Genomic DNA, 14,365 nt, shown 5'->3' with positions numbered 1-14,365 from the left:
GCCGCATCCCCGGGCGGCTGCAGACACCAAAGGGGTCGATTGTTCGCCGCAGGGAAACTGTCTACTGCTCCACCGCCCCTTGGTCGCAAGGCGGCCGGCTCGCACACTCCAATGCCCCCTCACCGGCATTGGCGCCTTCATTGCCGATGCGTTCAAGGACTGCATCTCCATGATGAATTCTTCCGGCAGCAACCCCTGCATCGACGACCTGGCGGCGCCCGCGCGCGACGCCGTGGCCGCCCCCACCCGCTCCGCGTGGCTCGCGGTCGGCTCCATCGCCGTCGGCACCTTCGCGATGGTGTCGACCGAGTTCATGCCCATCGGCCTGCTCACCGACATCGCGCGCGGCCTGAACGTGTCGGACGGCACGGCCGGCCTGATGATCACCATGCCCGGCGTGCTCGCCGCCTTTGCCGGGCCGGCGCTGATCGTCGCCTCGGGCCGGCTCGACCGGCGCACGGTGCTGATCGCGCTCACGCTGCTGCTGATCGCCTCGAACCTGCTGGCCGCGTTCGCGCCCAACTTCACGACCATGCTGGTTGCGCGCCTGATGCTCGGCCTGGCCGTGGGCGGCTTCTGGACCTTCGCGCCCGCCGCCGCCACGCAGCTGGTGCCCGACGCCTCGAAGGCGCGTGCCATGTCGCTGGTGCTGGCCGGCGTGTCGGCCGCCACGGTGCTCGGCGTGCCCGCGGGCTCGTGGCTGGGCACGATGTTCGGCTGGCGCGCCTCGTTCGCCGTGACCGGCGCGCTGGCCGCGGCCGTGCTGCTGGTGCAGCTGTGGCTGCTGCCCGCGATTCCGCCGCAACGCGCCATCGGTGCGCGCGACCTGCTCACGCCGCTCACGCGCCGCATGGCGCAGGTCGGCCTGCTCGCCGTGCTGTTCTTCATTGCCGGCCACTTCGCGGCCTACACCTACCTGAAGCCGCTGCTGCAGCAGGTGTTCGGCCTGCAGGCCAACGCGGTCTCGACGCTGCTGCTGGTCTACGGCGCGGTGGGCTTCATCGGCACCTTCCTGGGCGGCAGCCTGGTGGCACGCAGCGTGCGCGGCACCACCTTGCTGGCGGCGCTGATGCTGGCCACGGCGCTGCTGCTGTCGACGCTGATCGGCACCGGCATGGTGGCCGGCGCGGTGGTGGTGGTGATCTGGGGCGTGGCCTTCGGCCTGATTCCGGTGGCGCTCACCGGCTGGATGATGGAAGCCGTGCCCGACGCGCAGGAAGCCGGCCAGGCCCTGCTGGTGACGGGCTTCCAGGTGGCGATCGCCTCGGGCGCGCTGATCGGCGGCCTGATGGTCGACAGCCGTGGCATCTCGCCCACGATGGTGCTCAGCGGCGTGCTGGTGCTGATCGCCGCGCTCATCGTCGGCACGCTGGGCCGCGCACGCGGCGGCGCGGCGCCGCTGGCGGCGATTCCGGAGTAAGTACCTTCAACGGCGGCCGGGCTTCTTTCCGGCCGCCACGATCGCCTCAAGCACCGTGCGCAGCGCCTTGTTGAGCGGCTTGTCGCGACGGATCACCACCGCCAGCGTGCGGTGCATGCGCGGGGCCAGGCGACTGGCCTTCAGCGCCGGGTGGGCACCGCGCCCCGCCATCGACATGCCGGGCACCAGGCCGTAGCCCAGCCCCGCGGCCACCATCTCCTTCATCGCCTCGACGCTGCCCAGCTCCATCACGGGCTGCGGCTGCAGGCCTTCGGCCGCGAACCAGCGGTCGACCAGCTTGCGCGTGTTGGCCGCAGGCTCGAACAACACCAGCGGCAACATCGCCAGGTCGGCCGGTGTGACGCGGGCCTTGAGCGGCGCGAGGTCGGCGCGGCCGATGGCGACGAACTCGTCGTCGCACACGGGGATCACGCTCAGCGAACGCCCGGCCGCGGGCAGCGTGACCAGCGCGAGGTCGATGCTGTTGTCTTCCACCTTGCGCACGTGCTCGTCGGTGTTGCCCGTGCTCACGACCACGCTGAGTGCGGGGAACGCCTCGCGCAGCTGGCGCAATACGGCCGGCAGGAAGTACAGGCAGGCCGTGGCGCCCGTGCCCAGCCGCACGCGGCCCGTGACGCCGCGCGCATGGTCGGCCACTGCGTCGACGGCGTTCTCGACCGCGGCCTCGATCTGCGGCACATGGCGCAGCAGTTCCGCACCGGCCGGCGTGGCCCGCGCGCGCTTGCCGACGCGCTCGATGAGCCGCACGGCGAGCCGTCGCTCGAGCTGGCGCACCTGCAGGCTCACGGCCGGCTGCGACAGGCCGAGCCGGTCGGCCGCGGCGGAGAAGCTGCCGGTGTCGATCACCAGGGCGAAGGTGGCGAGCTGGTCGAGGTTGAGGTTCTTTTCCAAAGTATTCCTTATGCGCTGCATAGGTTGACCAAGCTTCACTTATCGATCCCGGCTCGTCAAGATCGACCCATGCCCTCTCCCACCCTCGCTCTCGCCACGCTCGACATCGCCGATGCCGAGCCCCACCACATGGCCCGCGTGCAGGCCATCTACAGCCACTACGTGCAGCACGACCTGTGCTCGTTCGAAGAAGAAGTGCCCACCCTCGCGCAGATGCAGGCGCGCCGCATCGACGTGCAGGAACGCGGCCTGCCCTACCTCGTGGCGCTGAAGGATGGCGAGGTGGCCGGCTACGCCTACGCCGGCCCTTACCGCACGCGCTCGGCCTACCGGCACACGGTGGAAGACTCGATCTACGTCGCGCCCGACATGCACGGCCACGGCATCGGCACGGCGCTGCTGCAGGCGGTGATCCACCGCTGCACCGAGGCCGGCTTCACGCAGATGGTCGCGTGCATCGGCCACAGCGGCAACGCGGGCTCGCAGCGGCTGCACGCGCGCCTGGGCTTCGAGACGGTCGGCGTGCTGCGCCACGTCGGCTTCAAGTTCGGCCGGTGGGTCGACACCGTGCTGATGCAGCGTGCACTGCGCTGACCCCACCCCAGCGCCGCAGCGCGGATGGCTCGCGCTGCTGTGCGCGAGCCGGCTGCTGCAGGGAATGATCGTCACGGCCTACTCGGGCGTACTGCCGTTCATGCGCGACGACTGGCAGATGACGGCCGCGCAGGCCGGCTCCATCCAGAGCGCCTGGCACGTGGGCTACATGAGCTCGCTGTTCGCGGTGGGCCTGCTGGCCGACCGCTTCGGCCCGCACCGCATCTTCGCCGTCGGCGGCGCGATCGGCGCGGCCGCCTCGCTGGCCTTCGCCCTCTTCGCCCACGACCACCGCTCGGCCCTGCTGCTGTACGGCCTGGCGGGCCTGTGCGCGGGCGCCTCGTACACGCCGGGGCTGCAGCTGCTGTCGCTCAACGCCGGGCCGGCGGTGCGCGGGCGTGCGATGGGCCTGTTCCTCGGCGCGGCGTCGATGGGCTATGCGCTGTCGCTCGCGGTGGTGGCGGGGTTCAGCGTGGTGGCGCACTGGCGCACCGGGCTGCTGGTGGCGGCGGGCTGCACCGTGATGGGCGTGCTGCTGGCCCAGCTCGCGCTGCGGCGCATGGCACCGCCTGCGCCACGGGTCGCCGGTGCGCCGCGCGAAGGCGTGCTGCAGGCGCTGAACGCGACCGTGCGCGACCGGCCCGCGATGGCCGGCAACTGGGCCTACGCCTTCCACTGCTGGGAGCTGATGGCGCTGTGGGCCTGGCTGCCCGCCTACCTCATGGCCTCGTCCCGCGGCGGCGCGACCGCGTGGCCGGCCGCGGGCATCGCGCTGGCGGCGTTCGCGCACCTCGTGAGCGTGTTCGGCAGCGTGGTGGGCGGCGCGGCCTCCGACCGGCTGGGCCGCGCGCGCGTGATGATGATCGCCACCCTCGCGAGCCTGGCCCTGTCGTTCAGCTTCGGCTGGATGTGGACCTGGCCGCTGTGGGCGCTGGCCGCGATGGCGGCGCTGTACAACCTGCTGGCCATCGCCGATTCGTCGGTCTACTCGACCGCGCTGGCCGACGTGGTGGCGCCGCACCGGCTCGGCGTGGCGTTCTCGGTGCGCTCGGTGATGGGCTTCGGCGCGGGCGCGCTGAGCCCGTGGGTGTTCGGGCTGGCGCTCGACTGGGGGCAGGCGCGGTTCGGCTTCGGCAGCACGTATGCGTGGGTCGCGGCGTGGAGCTCGGTCGGGTTCGGGGCGCTGCTCGGGCCGTGGATGATCGTTCGCTTCGCGCGGCTCAGCGCGAGTCAACGGGGCATGGCCGGCGCCCCGCGATAGCCCAGCATCGCGTCGTACAGATCGGTTCGCCGGTCGCGGTGCAGGTCGTTGAGCGGCGTCCAGATCGGCGCGGAGCGCGCGACGCCCAGGTCGACGTCGGCATAGAGAATGGTTTCTTCCTCCGGCCCGGCGATGCGCCCCATCGGCCAGCCGTTGGTGCCCGCGATCAGCGAGTTGCCCATGAAGCCCGTGCCGCGCTCCTGCCCCACGCGGTCGGCGGTGGCGATAAAGACGTTGTTGGCGTGCGCGGCCGTCATCGTCAGGTAGGCCGCCATGCACACGCCGCTGGCGTCGTACAGCGGCGGCGGCGTCCAGACCCAGCCCGTGGGCACGCAGATGATGTCGGCGCCCTGCTGCGCCACGATGCGCGGCGCCTCGGGAAACCAGATGTCCCAGCACACGAGCAGGCCGATGCGGCCGATCTTCGTCTCGAACACCGGGTAGCCCTCGTTGCCGGGCGTGAACCACAGCTTCTCGTTGTTCCACAGGTGGGTCTTGCGGTAGCGGCCGATGTAGCCCTCGGGGCCGACGAGCACGGCCGTGTCGAACAGCTGCATGCCGTCCTGCTCGGCCAGGCAGCCGACGAGGTACACGCCGTGCTTTGCCGCGAACGCGACCCAGCCCTGCACCGTGGGGCCGTGCGGCACGGGCTCGGCGTGGGCGAAGGCCTCGGCGCGGCCGTTGAAGCAGTAGCCGGTGGTCGCCAGCTCGGGCAGCACGATGAGCTGCGCGCCGCCGGCCACCGCCGCTTCGAGTTGCGCGCGCACCGCGGCGGCGTTGCGCGCGAGGTTCTCGACGCCGACCTGCGGGTCGAACTGCACGACGGCCACGCGCACAGGGCTGGCGCGCAGGCCGGGCACGGCGTCGCCGCCGGAAGGGATGTCGTGGGGAGCTGGGGTCGGGAGGGTCATGGCCATTTTAGGTTTCAAATTAAAACCATGTGGATGCTATTCGCATTGGTTTTAATTTGCAACCAATCCAGCGCTACGGTCTAATCCCGCCATCCCAGGGACGCACAGGAAACACACGATGGCCAGGAGAAAAAGTCTGAGGTTCGACGCCTGCCCGATGGCGCGCGCGCTCGAGATCGTCGGCGACCAGTGGTCGCTGCTGATCGTGCGCGACGCCTTCGACGGCATGCGGCGCTTCGGCGAGTTCCAGCAGAGCCTGGGCGTGGCCAAGAACATCCTGGCCGACCGGCTGAAGTGGCTGGTGCAGGAAGGCGTGTTCGACCTCGTGCCGGCCTCGGACGGCTCGCTCTACCAGGAGTACGCGCTGACGGCCAAGGGCCGCGGCCTGTTCCCCGTAGTGGTCGGCCTGCGGCACTGGGGCGAGGCGAACCTGTTCGCGCCCGGCGAGCCGCATTCGGTGCTGCTGGAGCGCGAGAACGGTGAGCCGGTAGCGCCGATCGACCTGCGCACGCGCGACGGCCAGCCGCTCGACCCCGCCGCGACCTTCGTGAAGAAGCTGCCCGTCACGGCCCCCTGACAGCGCCACCCGCTCAGTCGTTGCCGATCGGGTACTCCAGCGCGACGCGGATCTGGCGCGTGTTGAGTTCGGCCTGCGCCTTGTTGTTGCGGTGCTCGCCGTAGCGCAGCAGGAAGGCCAGGCCCTTGGCGCTGCCTTGCTGGACCGTGTAGCGCAGCCAGAGGTCGCGCTCCCAGTGCCGGCCGCCCTGCCCGTAGCCCAGCCATGCGTAGCCTCCGCGCGGCGGCACCCGACTGCCGTCGATACCACTGCCGCGGATGTAGGCCGCGCCCAGGCTCAACCCGGGTGCGCCCCAACGCGCAGCATCCACTTCGTACCGCAGCTGCCACGACCGCTCATGCGGCGCATTGAAGTCGGACAGCTGCGCCGCATTGCCGAGCCAGACGGCGCCGCGCGTCACGTAGTCGAACGGCGTGTCGCCCGCGACCTTCTGCCAGCCCAGGCCCACGCGGTGCGGGCCGTGGGTGTAGCTGGTCATGAGGCTCGCGGTGGTGTTGTCCACCGGGCCGGCCAGCGCGCGGCCCGTGTCCTTGCTGCGGTACACCTGCAGGTCGAAGGACAGCGCACGCTTCTCCGGGAGCGGCACCGTGTAGTGGGCGCCCAGGTAGCCCGTGCGCCAGGTGTCCTCCAGGCGTGCGACGTAGGCCGTGAGCGACAGCGAAGCGCTGCCCTTCCAGGTGCCGCCGGCAAAGTCGAACACGTCGCCGCGCGGTGACTTCGGGTCGAGGTAATTGACGATCAACGGGTGGTTCGTGCCGCGCGCATGGCGGTCGGTCGACCCGGTGAAGCGGCCGGCCTGCAACGTGAGCGTGTCGAACTCACGGCTCGTCAGCAGCCAGCCACGCATGGTCTCGGGCAGCAGGCGGGAATCGGACGCGCTGAAGACCGGCGTCTTGACGCGCTGCTCGCCCACCGTCAGCACGGTGGCGGAGATGCGCGCCTTCAGCGCCACGCCGCCGCGCGCGATGCCGTCCTGCGCGTAGCCCGCGCCGTCCACCGGCAGCATGCGGATCTTGCCGACGCGCAGATCGTCGCCGTCGAGGCTGCGCGCGAGCGAGGCATGCGCGTCCACGCCGAAGCCGATCCAGCCCGGCGTGAAGCCCGACGCGAGGGTGCCCATGACGCCGTAGCCCCACTCCTGCGCGTGGTCGCTGCGCCGCGCCTTCGGCAGCGTGGCGTTGCGCCCGCCGTTGCTGCGGTCGCCGTGCAGGTAGCTCCGGTGCTCGTACACGCTGCGCTGGAGCACCCGCCAGCGCGTGTCCTCGACGAAGCCCCCGCCTTCGGCTGCCAGGGCGGACGTGCCCAGCATCGCGAGGGCCGCGCCGCAGACCCGCTTCATCGCCGGCCCCTCACAGGTACTTGAGCCACGCGATGTCGCGGCGCCGCGCCTTCAGGGCGGCGAAGGCGCGCACCGCCGGATACAGCGCAAAGGCCAGCACCCCGGTGACCAGCCACACCATCCAGACGGCGTCGAAACCGAACAAGCGGCCCTGATTGGGGCCCCAGACCGCCTCGCCCCCCAGGTAGAGGAACTTGAGCACGTACAGGTGCAGCACGTAGAAGAACATGGGCGCCGCGCCGAACACGGCCAGCGGCGCGAGCCATGCCGCGCCCTGCCGGCGCTCGAACAGGCGCAGCAGCCACAGCCCCACGCCGAGCGTCAGCGCGATGAACAGCAGCGACGGCGGGTACTTCGTGACGTTGAGGAAGGCCATCACGGTCGTCAGCGCGCTGTCGCCTGCTGCCCAGGGCTTGTCGCCGTAGGCATTGAGTGCGCGCAGCACCACGAAGCCAACGAGCAGGCCCACGGCCCATGCGAGCAGCCGCCGCTGCCGCTGCGGCGCATCGGCGCCGGGCAGGAACCACGGCCCGGCGACGTAGCCCAGCGCGATCACGCCGATCCACGGCAGCAGCGGGTACGACGTGCGCAGCCTCAGGGCCTCGGACACCTCGATCCAGCCCCGGTCGTGCAGCACCGCCCAAGGCACGTGCAGCACATGGCCGACGGGAAAGTGCACGCCGTCGAGCAGGTTGTGCCCCGCCACCAGCACCACGCCCAACACGACCAGCGCCCGGCGCGGCAGCCACACCAGCGCCGACAACGCCAGCATCGACAGCCCGATCACCCAGATCACCTGCAGGAACACGGTGGCCGGCGGGAACTGGAAGGTCCAGGCAAAGTTGACGACCGTGACCTCCAGCAGCACGAGGAACAGGCCCCGCTTCCACAGGAACGAGGACGCCGCCGCGCGGCCGTCCGCCTGCTTCGCGCCGTAGAGAAAGGCCGACAGCCCGGTCAGGAACACGAACACCGGCGCGCACAGGTGCGCCAGCAGGCGGCCGAAGAACAGCGCCGGCGGCGTCTGCGCCACGAGCATGGGGTCGGGCACCTGGTGGTGCAGGTAGAAGGTCTCGCGCACGTGGTCCAGCAGCATGAACAGGATCACGAGGCCGCGCAGCGCGTCGATGGAGAGCAGCCGGGCCGGGGCGCCGGCCCCGGGTGGCAAGGAAGCGGATGAAACGTCGGGCATTTAATTATTGCGAATTGATTCGCAATAATTTACAGCATCGGACGATGCACCCTCCTGAAGGGTCTGAAGGGCCGGTTTATTCGCCGAGCAGTTCGCCGATCGGCTGCAGGTCTTCCACCCGGTCGCAGATCGACTTGATGACCATGGTGATCGGGATGCCCAGCAGCAGCCCCCAGATGCCCCACAGCCAGCCCCAGAAGATCACGCCCACGAACACCGCCACCGGGTTCATGCGGCTGGTGCGGCTGGTGAGCCAGGGCATCAGCAGGTTGCCCACCACCGTGTGGATGGCCAGCGACACGCCGCCCACCAGCAGCGCCATCTCGATGCTGCTGAACTGCAGGAAGGCCATGAGCCCCGCCGCCACCAACACGATCACCGAGCCGATGTAGGGAATGAGGTTGGTCACGGCCGCGATGATTCCCCACACGGCCGCGTTCTCCACGCCGAGCAGCCAGAACGCCAGGCCGGTGGTCAGCCCCACCAGCCCGCTCACCAAAATCTGCACCAGCAGGTAGCGCTCGATGTTTCGCGTGATGTCGTCCAGCACGTGCACCGTGACCTTCTTCTTCTGCAGGCTGGGCCCGGTGATCTTGATGAGCTTGCGCCGGAAGGTGTCGCCCGAGCACAGCGCGAAGTAGGTGAGGAAGGCCACCAGCGTGAGCTGCCCCAAGGCGTTGAGCAGGCCGACGGTGCCGCTCACCAGGTAGTCGCGCACGTTGAAGCCCGGCCGTTCGATCACGACGCGCGCCACGCCCTTGCGCGAGGCGACGCGCGCCGAGTTTTCCTCGGCCGCTTTCTCCAGCTGCGCGGCGGCCTGCTGCACGCTGTCCAGCGGCGTGGCGCTGGCGTTCTTGTCGCGGCGCATGGCCTGGCCGAGCTTCTGCGCGGCGACCGGCAGCGAGTCGAGCAGCTGCGAGGCGCTGCCCGAGAGCGAATAGCCCGTCCACCCGAGCCCGCCGAACAGGCCCAGCAGGATCGCCGCCGCGCCGATCCAGCGCGGCACGTACCAGCGGTGCAGGCGCTCGACCAGCGGCGACAGTGCGTAGTTCAGCAGCAGGCTCAGCATCAGCGGCACGAACACGGCCTGCCCCCAGCGCAGCGCGAAGACGCTGGCGAGCACGGCCAGCACCACCAGCGAGGCGCTGCGCACGTCGACCGGCATGTGCAGCACGAAGCGCCTGCGCAGGGCGGAGGTGGCCTCTTCGGCGGTCGCGCTCGGCTCGACCGGCGCTGCGGGCTCGACGGGGTCGACCGGCGGCGCCGGCACCGGTGCGGGCGCAGGCGGCGGCTCATCCGCAGCCACCGGCCGTTCAGGCGCCGGTTTCGGGCCGGCCGGGGTGTCGTCGGTCATCGCGATTCCTTCAGCATCTCGCGCACCGCGGCCAGCTGGCGGCGCGACACCGCCACGGGCTCGGGCACCGAGTCCAGCCGCAGCGCCCAGCCATCGGCGTCTTCGCCGTCGTCGTAGCGCTCGAGTGCGCGGATCGCCGAGCGCGCCACCAGCGCGTTGCGGTGCACGCGCAGGAAGCGGTGCGGGTAGCGCTCCTCGAAATCGTTCAGCGAGCCATCGAGGATGTGGCTGCGCGTGGCAGTGCGCACCGTGAGGTACTTGTATTCGGACTTGAGGTACAGCACTTCGGACAGCGGCACGCGCTCGGCGCGGCCCCGGTCCTGGATCAGCACGCACTCGGGCGTGGCCTCAGCCGCCGGCTGGGCGGCGCGGCGCTCCTTCAGGAAGCGCTCGACCTTCTGCAGCGCCTGCTGCAGCCGCTCGGCACGCACGGGCTTGGTGAGGTAGTCGACCGCCTCCAGCTCGAAGGCCGTGACCGCGTGGCTGGCGTGCGCCGTCACGAACACCACGGCCGGCGCGTCGGGCCGGCTGCGCAACGCGCGCGCCACCTCGATGCCGTCGACGCCGGGCATGTGCACGTCGAGCAGCACGAGGTCGAGGTCCATCGCGGCCAGGTGCGACAGCGCCTCCTCGCCTTGCGCGGCCTCGGCCGTCACCTCGGCGGCGGGCGAGGTGCAGTCGCGCAGCAGCGTGCGCAGGCGCGAGCGGGCCAGGGCTTCGTCGTCAACGATCAGGGTCTTGAGGCTCATGAGGATTCGGCGGGAATGGCAATGCGTACGCGGTAGTTCTTCTGGTCCATGCCGGCGCTGAACTGCATCTGCATGTCGTGCAGCAGGCGCAGCCGCTCGCGCACGTTGTCCAGGGCGATGCCGTGGCCGCGCGGCAGCGGCTCGTCGGCCCAGCGCAGCGGCGGCAGGCTGTTGACCACCTCGATCACGACCATGCCGCCGCGCCGCTCGGTGCGGATGCGCAGCTTGCCGCCCTCGGGGCTGGGCTCCACGCCGTGCTTGATGGCGTTCTCGACCAGCGGCTGCAGCAAGAGCGGCGGCAGGCGCGCGTCGCTGGCGGCGGCATCGAGGTCCCAGCGGATGCGCAGGCGCTCGCCGAAGCGCACCTGCTCGATGGCCAGGTAGCGCTCGGCCAGCGCGATCTCGTCGGCCAGCGTGCCCGATTCGCCGGGCACGGTGAGCGCCTGGCGGAACAGCTCGGCCAGGTCTTCGAGCATGGTCTCGGCCTTGGCCGGCTCCTCGCGCACCAGCGCGATGGCGCTGTTGAGCGTGTTGAACAGGAAGTGCGGGCGGATGCGCGACTGCAGCTCTTCGAGCCGGGCCGTGGTCGCGGCCGGCGTCTGGCCGCGCGCGCGCAGCACCATCGCCGCCATCACCAGCCCCGCGAACAGCGCGCCGGCCAGCGCGCTGGCCAGCCAGGGCGCGCTGGCGATCACGCCGGTCAGGCGCAGCAGGCCGCAGCCGTAGAGAGAAGCCACGGCGCCCAGCACGGCGCCCGCGGCGTACTGGCCCGGGGGCGGCAGGCGCCGCAGCTGCTTCTTGAGCCCGCAGGCCGCCACCAGCCACAGCAGCGTGGCGGGCAGCGCGCCGCCGGTGACCGTGGCCGCCTGCACCAGCCATTCGCCGAAGGTGCCGACCACGAACAGCGTGGCCACCGCCACCACCGCTTCGACGAACACCACGGTGCGCAGCACCACGCCGATCTGGCAGGCATCGAACAGCGCCGGGCCGCCGCGCACGGGCGCGCGCACGCGTTCCGGGGACGAAGCGGACGTGGAGGGGGAGCTGGCCGATAAAATCGCCGGGTTGCGCATCGCAGACATCAGATCCATCGGGTGACCAACCCATTATTGCCTTCCTGGACGGCTCCCATGACCCAAAACCAACTCGACAAGAAATCCGAAGCCTGGTCGGCCCTGTTCTCCGAACCGATGAGCGACCTGGTGAAGCGCTACACCTCCAGCGTCTTCTTCGACAAGCGCCTGTGGCAGGCCGACATCGAGGGCTCGCTGGCGCACGCCGGCATGCTCGCGGCCCAGGGCATCATCAGCGTGACGGACCACGCCGCCATCGAGCGCGGCATGGCGCAGATCCGCGGCGAGATCGAGGCCGGCAGCTTCGAATGGAAGCTCGACCTCGAGGACGTGCACCTGAACATCGAGGCCCGCCTGACCCAGCTCGTGGGCGACGCCGGCAAGCGCCTGCACACCGGCCGCAGCCGCAACGACCAGGTCGCCACCGACGTGCGCCTGTGGCTGCGCGGCGAGATCGACCTCATCGGCGACCTGCTGGTCGAGCTGCAGAAGGCGCTGGTCGACATCGCCGAGAAGAACGTCGAGGTGATCCTGCCCGGCTTCACCCACCTGCAGGTGGCCCAGCCCGTGAGCTTCGGCCACCACATGCTGGCCTACGTGGAAATGTTCAGCCGCGACGCCGAGCGCATGGGCGAGGTGCGCAAGCGCGTCAACCGCCTGCCGCTGGGCGCCGCCGCCCTGGCCGGCACCAGCTACCCGCTGGACCGCGAGCTCGTGGCGCGCACCCTGAAGATGGACAGCGTCTGCCAGAACAGCCTGGACGCCGTGAGCGACCGCGACTTCGCGATCGAGTTCACCGCCGCCGCCAGCCTGTGCATGGTGCACGTGAGCCGCCTGAGCGAAGAGCTCATCATCTGGATGAGCCAGAACTTCGGCTTCATCAACATCGCCGACCGCTTCACCACGGGCTCGTCGATCATGCCGCAGAAGAAGAACCCCGACGTGCCCGAGCTGGCGCGCGGCAAGACCGGCCGCGTGGTCGGCCACCTGATGGCGCTCATCACGCTCATGAAGGGCCAGCCGCTGGCCTACAACAAGGACAACCAGGAAGACAAGGAGCCGCTGTTCGACACCGTCGATACGCTCAAGGACACCCTGCGCATCTTTGCCGAGATGATCGGCGGCATCACCGTGAAGCCGCAGGCCATGGAAGCCGCCGCGCTGCGCGGCTACGCCACCGCCACCGACCTGGCCGACTACCTCGTGAAGAAGGGCCTGCCCTTCCGCGACGCGCACGAAACCGTGGCCCACGCCGTGAAGGCCGCCACCTCGCACCAGGTCGACCTGTCGGAGCTGCCGCTGGCCGTGCTGCAGCAGTTCAACCCGAACATCGAGAAGGACGTGTACGACGTGCTGAGCCTGCGCGGCTCGCTCAACGCCCGCAACGTGCTGGGCGGCACCGCGCCCGTGCAGGTGAAGGCACAGGTCGCCCGCCACCGCGCGCGCCTGGGCTGAAGCCCGCGGCCGCACCATCGAGGGCCGCGCTTCATGTTCTACGCCATCCCGCTCGAAAACAAACCGAGCTGGCGCAACCCGCCGTGGATGACGGTGCTGCTGATCCTCCTGAACATGCTCGTGTTCTGGGGGCCGCAGCGCAGCGAAGAGAACGGCCGCGAGCGCGCGGCGCAGTTCTACGTGCAGAGCGTGCTGCCCGAACTGGAGCTGCCGCCCTTCGTCGAGTGGCTCGAAAAAACCGACCCCAAGCGCGGCAAGCTGGCGCGCCGCATGCTGGCGCATGAAGAGGCCTACCCGCAGCTGCTCGAAGGCCTGCAGAACGACCAGCCCTTCCTGAAGAAGCTGCGCGCCGACCAGGTCGTGACGCCCGCGAACCCGCGCTTCGACGAATGGCAACGCGACCGCCGCCAGTACGAGGCGATGCTGCCCGCGCCGTTCACCGCGCGCTGGTCGCAGGACTACGGCAAGGACGCCGAATTCAAGCCCTGGACCTGGCTCACCGCCGCCTTCCTGCACGGCAGCACGGGCCACCTGCTGGGCAACATGCTGTTCCTCTTCCTGTTCGGCTTCTCGGTCGAGCTGGCGCTGGGGCGCGGCACCTACCTGAGCTTCTACCTGCTGGGCGGCGTGGGCTCCGCGCTGCTGGCCGGCTGGGCCTATGCGGGCAAGGGCGGCTACGGGCTGGGTGCCTCGGGCGCGATCTCGGCGCTGATGGGCATGTACGCCGTGATGTACCGGCTGCGGCGCATCCGCTTTTTCTACCAGCTGTTCTTCTATTTCAACTACGTCACGGCGCCCGCCCTGCTCTTGCTGCCGGCCTGGATCGTCAACGAGCTGGTGCAGCACTGGATCGGCGGCCAGGGCATCGCCTACATGGCCCACCTGGGCGGCCTGCTGACGGGCGCGGCGCTGATGGCCGGCGCCATGTGGCTGGGCCGCGTGAAGACGCCCGAGACCGTGAAGTCGGAAATGGTGACCGACGACCACCGCTTCGACCAGCACGTGGCCGCCGCGCGCAAGCTGTCGGCGGCCATGAAGTTCGAGCCCGCGTGCGTTGAATGGCGCGCCGCCGCCGCCCTGCGCCCCGGCGACACCGACACGCTGCGCGCCTGGTTCCATACCGCGCGCCTGCAGCCCGCGAGCGACGACTTCCACCAGGCCGCGCGCCGCATCTTCCGCCTGCCCGCCACCGACGCCGACACCCTGGCGCTGCAGCACGCCAGCTTCACGACCTACCTCGACCAGGCCAAACCGGGCGTGCGCCTCAAGCCCGACGACATGGCCCGGCTGGCGCGCCGCTTCGCGCGCATCCGCCAGTTCGGCGACGCCGACAAGCTCTGCCGCATCCTGCTGAAGACCGCGCCCGACCACCCCGAGCTGGCCGACACGCTCTCGGTGTGCGCCAACGGCCTGCTGCATGCGGGCGAACGCGATCGCGCGCTGGGCCTGCTGCCGCACCTGCTGCGGCTGGCGCCCAACGACATGGTCACGCGCGCGTTGCAGCGCACGTAAAAAACCCGGCACGCGG

The 14,365-nt window shown here is 70.5% G+C and carries 13 protein-coding genes; 6 read left to right on the top strand and 7 right to left on the bottom strand.

Annotated features, from left to right (window positions below; genetic code table 11):
- Positions 1-169 precede the first annotated feature (169 nt).
- Positions 170-1,420, top strand: a complete 1,251-nt coding sequence (locus AC1RLW_RS12925; RefSeq protein ID WP_062474304.1) for an MFS transporter — start codon at positions 170-172, stop codon at positions 1,418-1,420.
- A gap of 6 nt (positions 1,421-1,426) precedes the next feature.
- Here AC1RLW_RS12925 and AC1RLW_RS12920 read toward each other — a convergent pair whose 3' ends face one another.
- Positions 1,427-2,353 carry a LysR family transcriptional regulator gene (locus AC1RLW_RS12920; RefSeq protein WP_493193961.1) on the bottom strand — a complete coding sequence of 309 codons (927 nt, stop codon included), beginning with the start codon at positions 2,351-2,353 and terminating at the stop codon, positions 1,427-1,429.
- 48 nt (positions 2,354-2,401) lie between these two features.
- Here AC1RLW_RS12920 and AC1RLW_RS12915 point away from each other — a divergent pair, with 48 nt between their 5' ends.
- Both AC1RLW_RS12915 and AC1RLW_RS12910 read left to right on the top strand, forming a co-directional pair.
- Positions 2,402-2,926 carry a GNAT family N-acetyltransferase gene (locus tag AC1RLW_RS12915; RefSeq protein ID WP_493193327.1) on the top strand — a complete coding sequence of 175 codons (525 nt, stop codon included), beginning with the start codon at positions 2,402-2,404 and terminating at the stop codon, positions 2,924-2,926.
- A complete protein-coding gene (locus AC1RLW_RS12910) occupies positions 2,913-4,187 on the top strand; it encodes an MFS transporter (RefSeq protein ID WP_493193325.1) in 1,275 nt (424 codons plus the stop codon). The genes AC1RLW_RS12915 and AC1RLW_RS12910 overlap by 14 nt, the downstream gene beginning before the upstream one ends.
- Here AC1RLW_RS12910 and AC1RLW_RS12905 read toward each other — a convergent pair.
- Positions 4,157-5,098 (bottom strand): nitrilase family protein, encoded by a 942-nt coding sequence (locus tag AC1RLW_RS12905; protein ID WP_493193323.1) that lies wholly within the window; start codon positions 5,096-5,098, stop codon positions 4,157-4,159. The two genes, AC1RLW_RS12910 and AC1RLW_RS12905, sit on opposite strands and share 31 nt — an antisense overlap.
- A gap of 118 nt (positions 5,099-5,216) precedes the next feature.
- Between AC1RLW_RS12905 and AC1RLW_RS12900 the strand changes: the two genes are divergently transcribed.
- Positions 5,217-5,675: a winged helix-turn-helix transcriptional regulator gene (locus tag AC1RLW_RS12900; protein ID WP_095746483.1), complete on the top strand. Its 459-nt coding sequence runs from the start codon at positions 5,217-5,219 to the stop codon at positions 5,673-5,675.
- A 13-nt stretch (positions 5,676-5,688) separates the two neighbouring features.
- On the opposite strand, the gene AC1RLW_RS12895 is transcribed toward AC1RLW_RS12900, so the two are convergent.
- The 5 genes from AC1RLW_RS12895 to AC1RLW_RS12875 all read right to left on the bottom strand — a co-directional run bounded on the left by AC1RLW_RS12895 (position 5,689) and on the right by AC1RLW_RS12875 (position 11,382).
- On the bottom strand, positions 5,689-7,014 hold the full coding sequence (locus tag AC1RLW_RS12895) for an OprD family outer membrane porin (protein WP_493193320.1): 1,326 nt from the start codon (positions 7,012-7,014) through the stop codon (positions 5,689-5,691).
- A 10-nt stretch (positions 7,015-7,024) separates the two neighbouring features.
- Positions 7,025-8,206: an acetyltransferase domain-containing protein gene (locus AC1RLW_RS12890; protein WP_493193318.1), complete on the bottom strand. Its 1,182-nt coding sequence runs from the start codon at positions 8,204-8,206 to the stop codon at positions 7,025-7,027.
- 76 nt (positions 8,207-8,282) lie between these two features.
- Positions 8,283-9,560 carry an AI-2E family transporter gene (locus tag AC1RLW_RS12885; RefSeq protein WP_493193316.1) on the bottom strand — a complete coding sequence of 426 codons (1,278 nt, stop codon included), beginning with the start codon at positions 9,558-9,560 and terminating at the stop codon, positions 8,283-8,285.
- Positions 9,557-10,309, bottom strand: coding sequence for a LytR/AlgR family response regulator transcription factor (locus AC1RLW_RS12880; protein ID WP_493193315.1), 753 nt, complete (start codon positions 10,307-10,309; stop codon positions 9,557-9,559). The genes AC1RLW_RS12885 and AC1RLW_RS12880 overlap by 4 nt, the downstream gene beginning before the upstream one ends.
- Positions 10,306-11,382 carry a sensor histidine kinase gene (locus tag AC1RLW_RS12875; RefSeq protein ID WP_493193959.1) on the bottom strand — a complete coding sequence of 359 codons (1,077 nt, stop codon included), beginning with the start codon at positions 11,380-11,382 and terminating at the stop codon, positions 10,306-10,308. The genes AC1RLW_RS12880 and AC1RLW_RS12875 overlap by 4 nt, the downstream gene beginning before the upstream one ends.
- A 57-nt stretch (positions 11,383-11,439) precedes the next feature.
- Here AC1RLW_RS12875 and argH point away from each other — a divergent pair, with 57 nt between their 5' ends.
- Positions 11,440-12,837: an argininosuccinate lyase gene (gene argH, locus AC1RLW_RS12870; protein WP_354342703.1), complete on the top strand. Its 1,398-nt coding sequence runs from the start codon at positions 11,440-11,442 to the stop codon at positions 12,835-12,837.
- A gap of 33 nt (positions 12,838-12,870) precedes the next feature.
- Entirely contained in the window at positions 12,871-14,349 is a 1,479-nt protein-coding gene (locus AC1RLW_RS12865; protein WP_307637461.1) for a rhomboid family intramembrane serine protease, read from the top strand.
- The last annotated feature ends 16 nt before the right edge of the window (positions 14,350-14,365 follow it).

The sequence above is a fragment of the Variovorax sp. GW822-FHT04A09 genome (assembly GCF_058801005.1).
This window is presented reverse-complemented; position numbering and strand designations above follow the sequence as displayed.

Excerpts from the sequence above, each read along its gene's own strand:
- AC1RLW_RS12920 (WP_493193961.1), bottom strand. The coding sequence starts at position 2,353 with ATGCAGCGCATAAGGAATACTTTGGAAAAGAACCTCAACCTCGACCAG.
- AC1RLW_RS12905 (WP_493193323.1), bottom strand. The coding sequence starts at position 5,098 with ATGACCCTCCCGACCCCAGCTCCCCACGACATCCCTTCCGGCGGCGAC.
- AC1RLW_RS12875 (WP_493193959.1), bottom strand. The coding sequence starts at position 11,382 with ATGCGCAACCCGGCGATTTTATCGGCCAGCTCCCCCTCCACGTCCGCT.
- argH (WP_354342703.1), top strand. The coding sequence starts at position 11,440 with ATGACCCAAAACCAACTCGACAAGAAATCCGAAGCCTGGTCGGCCCTG.
- AC1RLW_RS12900 (WP_095746483.1), top strand. The coding sequence starts at position 5,217 with ATGGCCAGGAGAAAAAGTCTGAGGTTCGACGCCTGCCCGATGGCGCGC.
- AC1RLW_RS12915 (WP_493193327.1), top strand. The coding sequence starts at position 2,402 with ATGCCCTCTCCCACCCTCGCTCTCGCCACGCTCGACATCGCCGATGCC.
- AC1RLW_RS12925 (WP_062474304.1), top strand. The coding sequence starts at position 170 with ATGATGAATTCTTCCGGCAGCAACCCCTGCATCGACGACCTGGCGGCG.
- AC1RLW_RS12890 (WP_493193318.1), bottom strand. The coding sequence starts at position 8,206 with ATGCCCGACGTTTCATCCGCTTCCTTGCCACCCGGGGCCGGCGCCCCG.
- AC1RLW_RS12880 (WP_493193315.1), bottom strand. The coding sequence starts at position 10,309 with ATGAGCCTCAAGACCCTGATCGTTGACGACGAAGCCCTGGCCCGCTCG.
- AC1RLW_RS12895 (WP_493193320.1), bottom strand. The coding sequence starts at position 7,014 with ATGAAGCGGGTCTGCGGCGCGGCCCTCGCGATGCTGGGCACGTCCGCC.
- AC1RLW_RS12865 (WP_307637461.1), top strand. The coding sequence starts at position 12,871 with ATGTTCTACGCCATCCCGCTCGAAAACAAACCGAGCTGGCGCAACCCG.
- AC1RLW_RS12885 (WP_493193316.1), bottom strand. The coding sequence starts at position 9,560 with ATGACCGACGACACCCCGGCCGGCCCGAAACCGGCGCCTGAACGGCCG.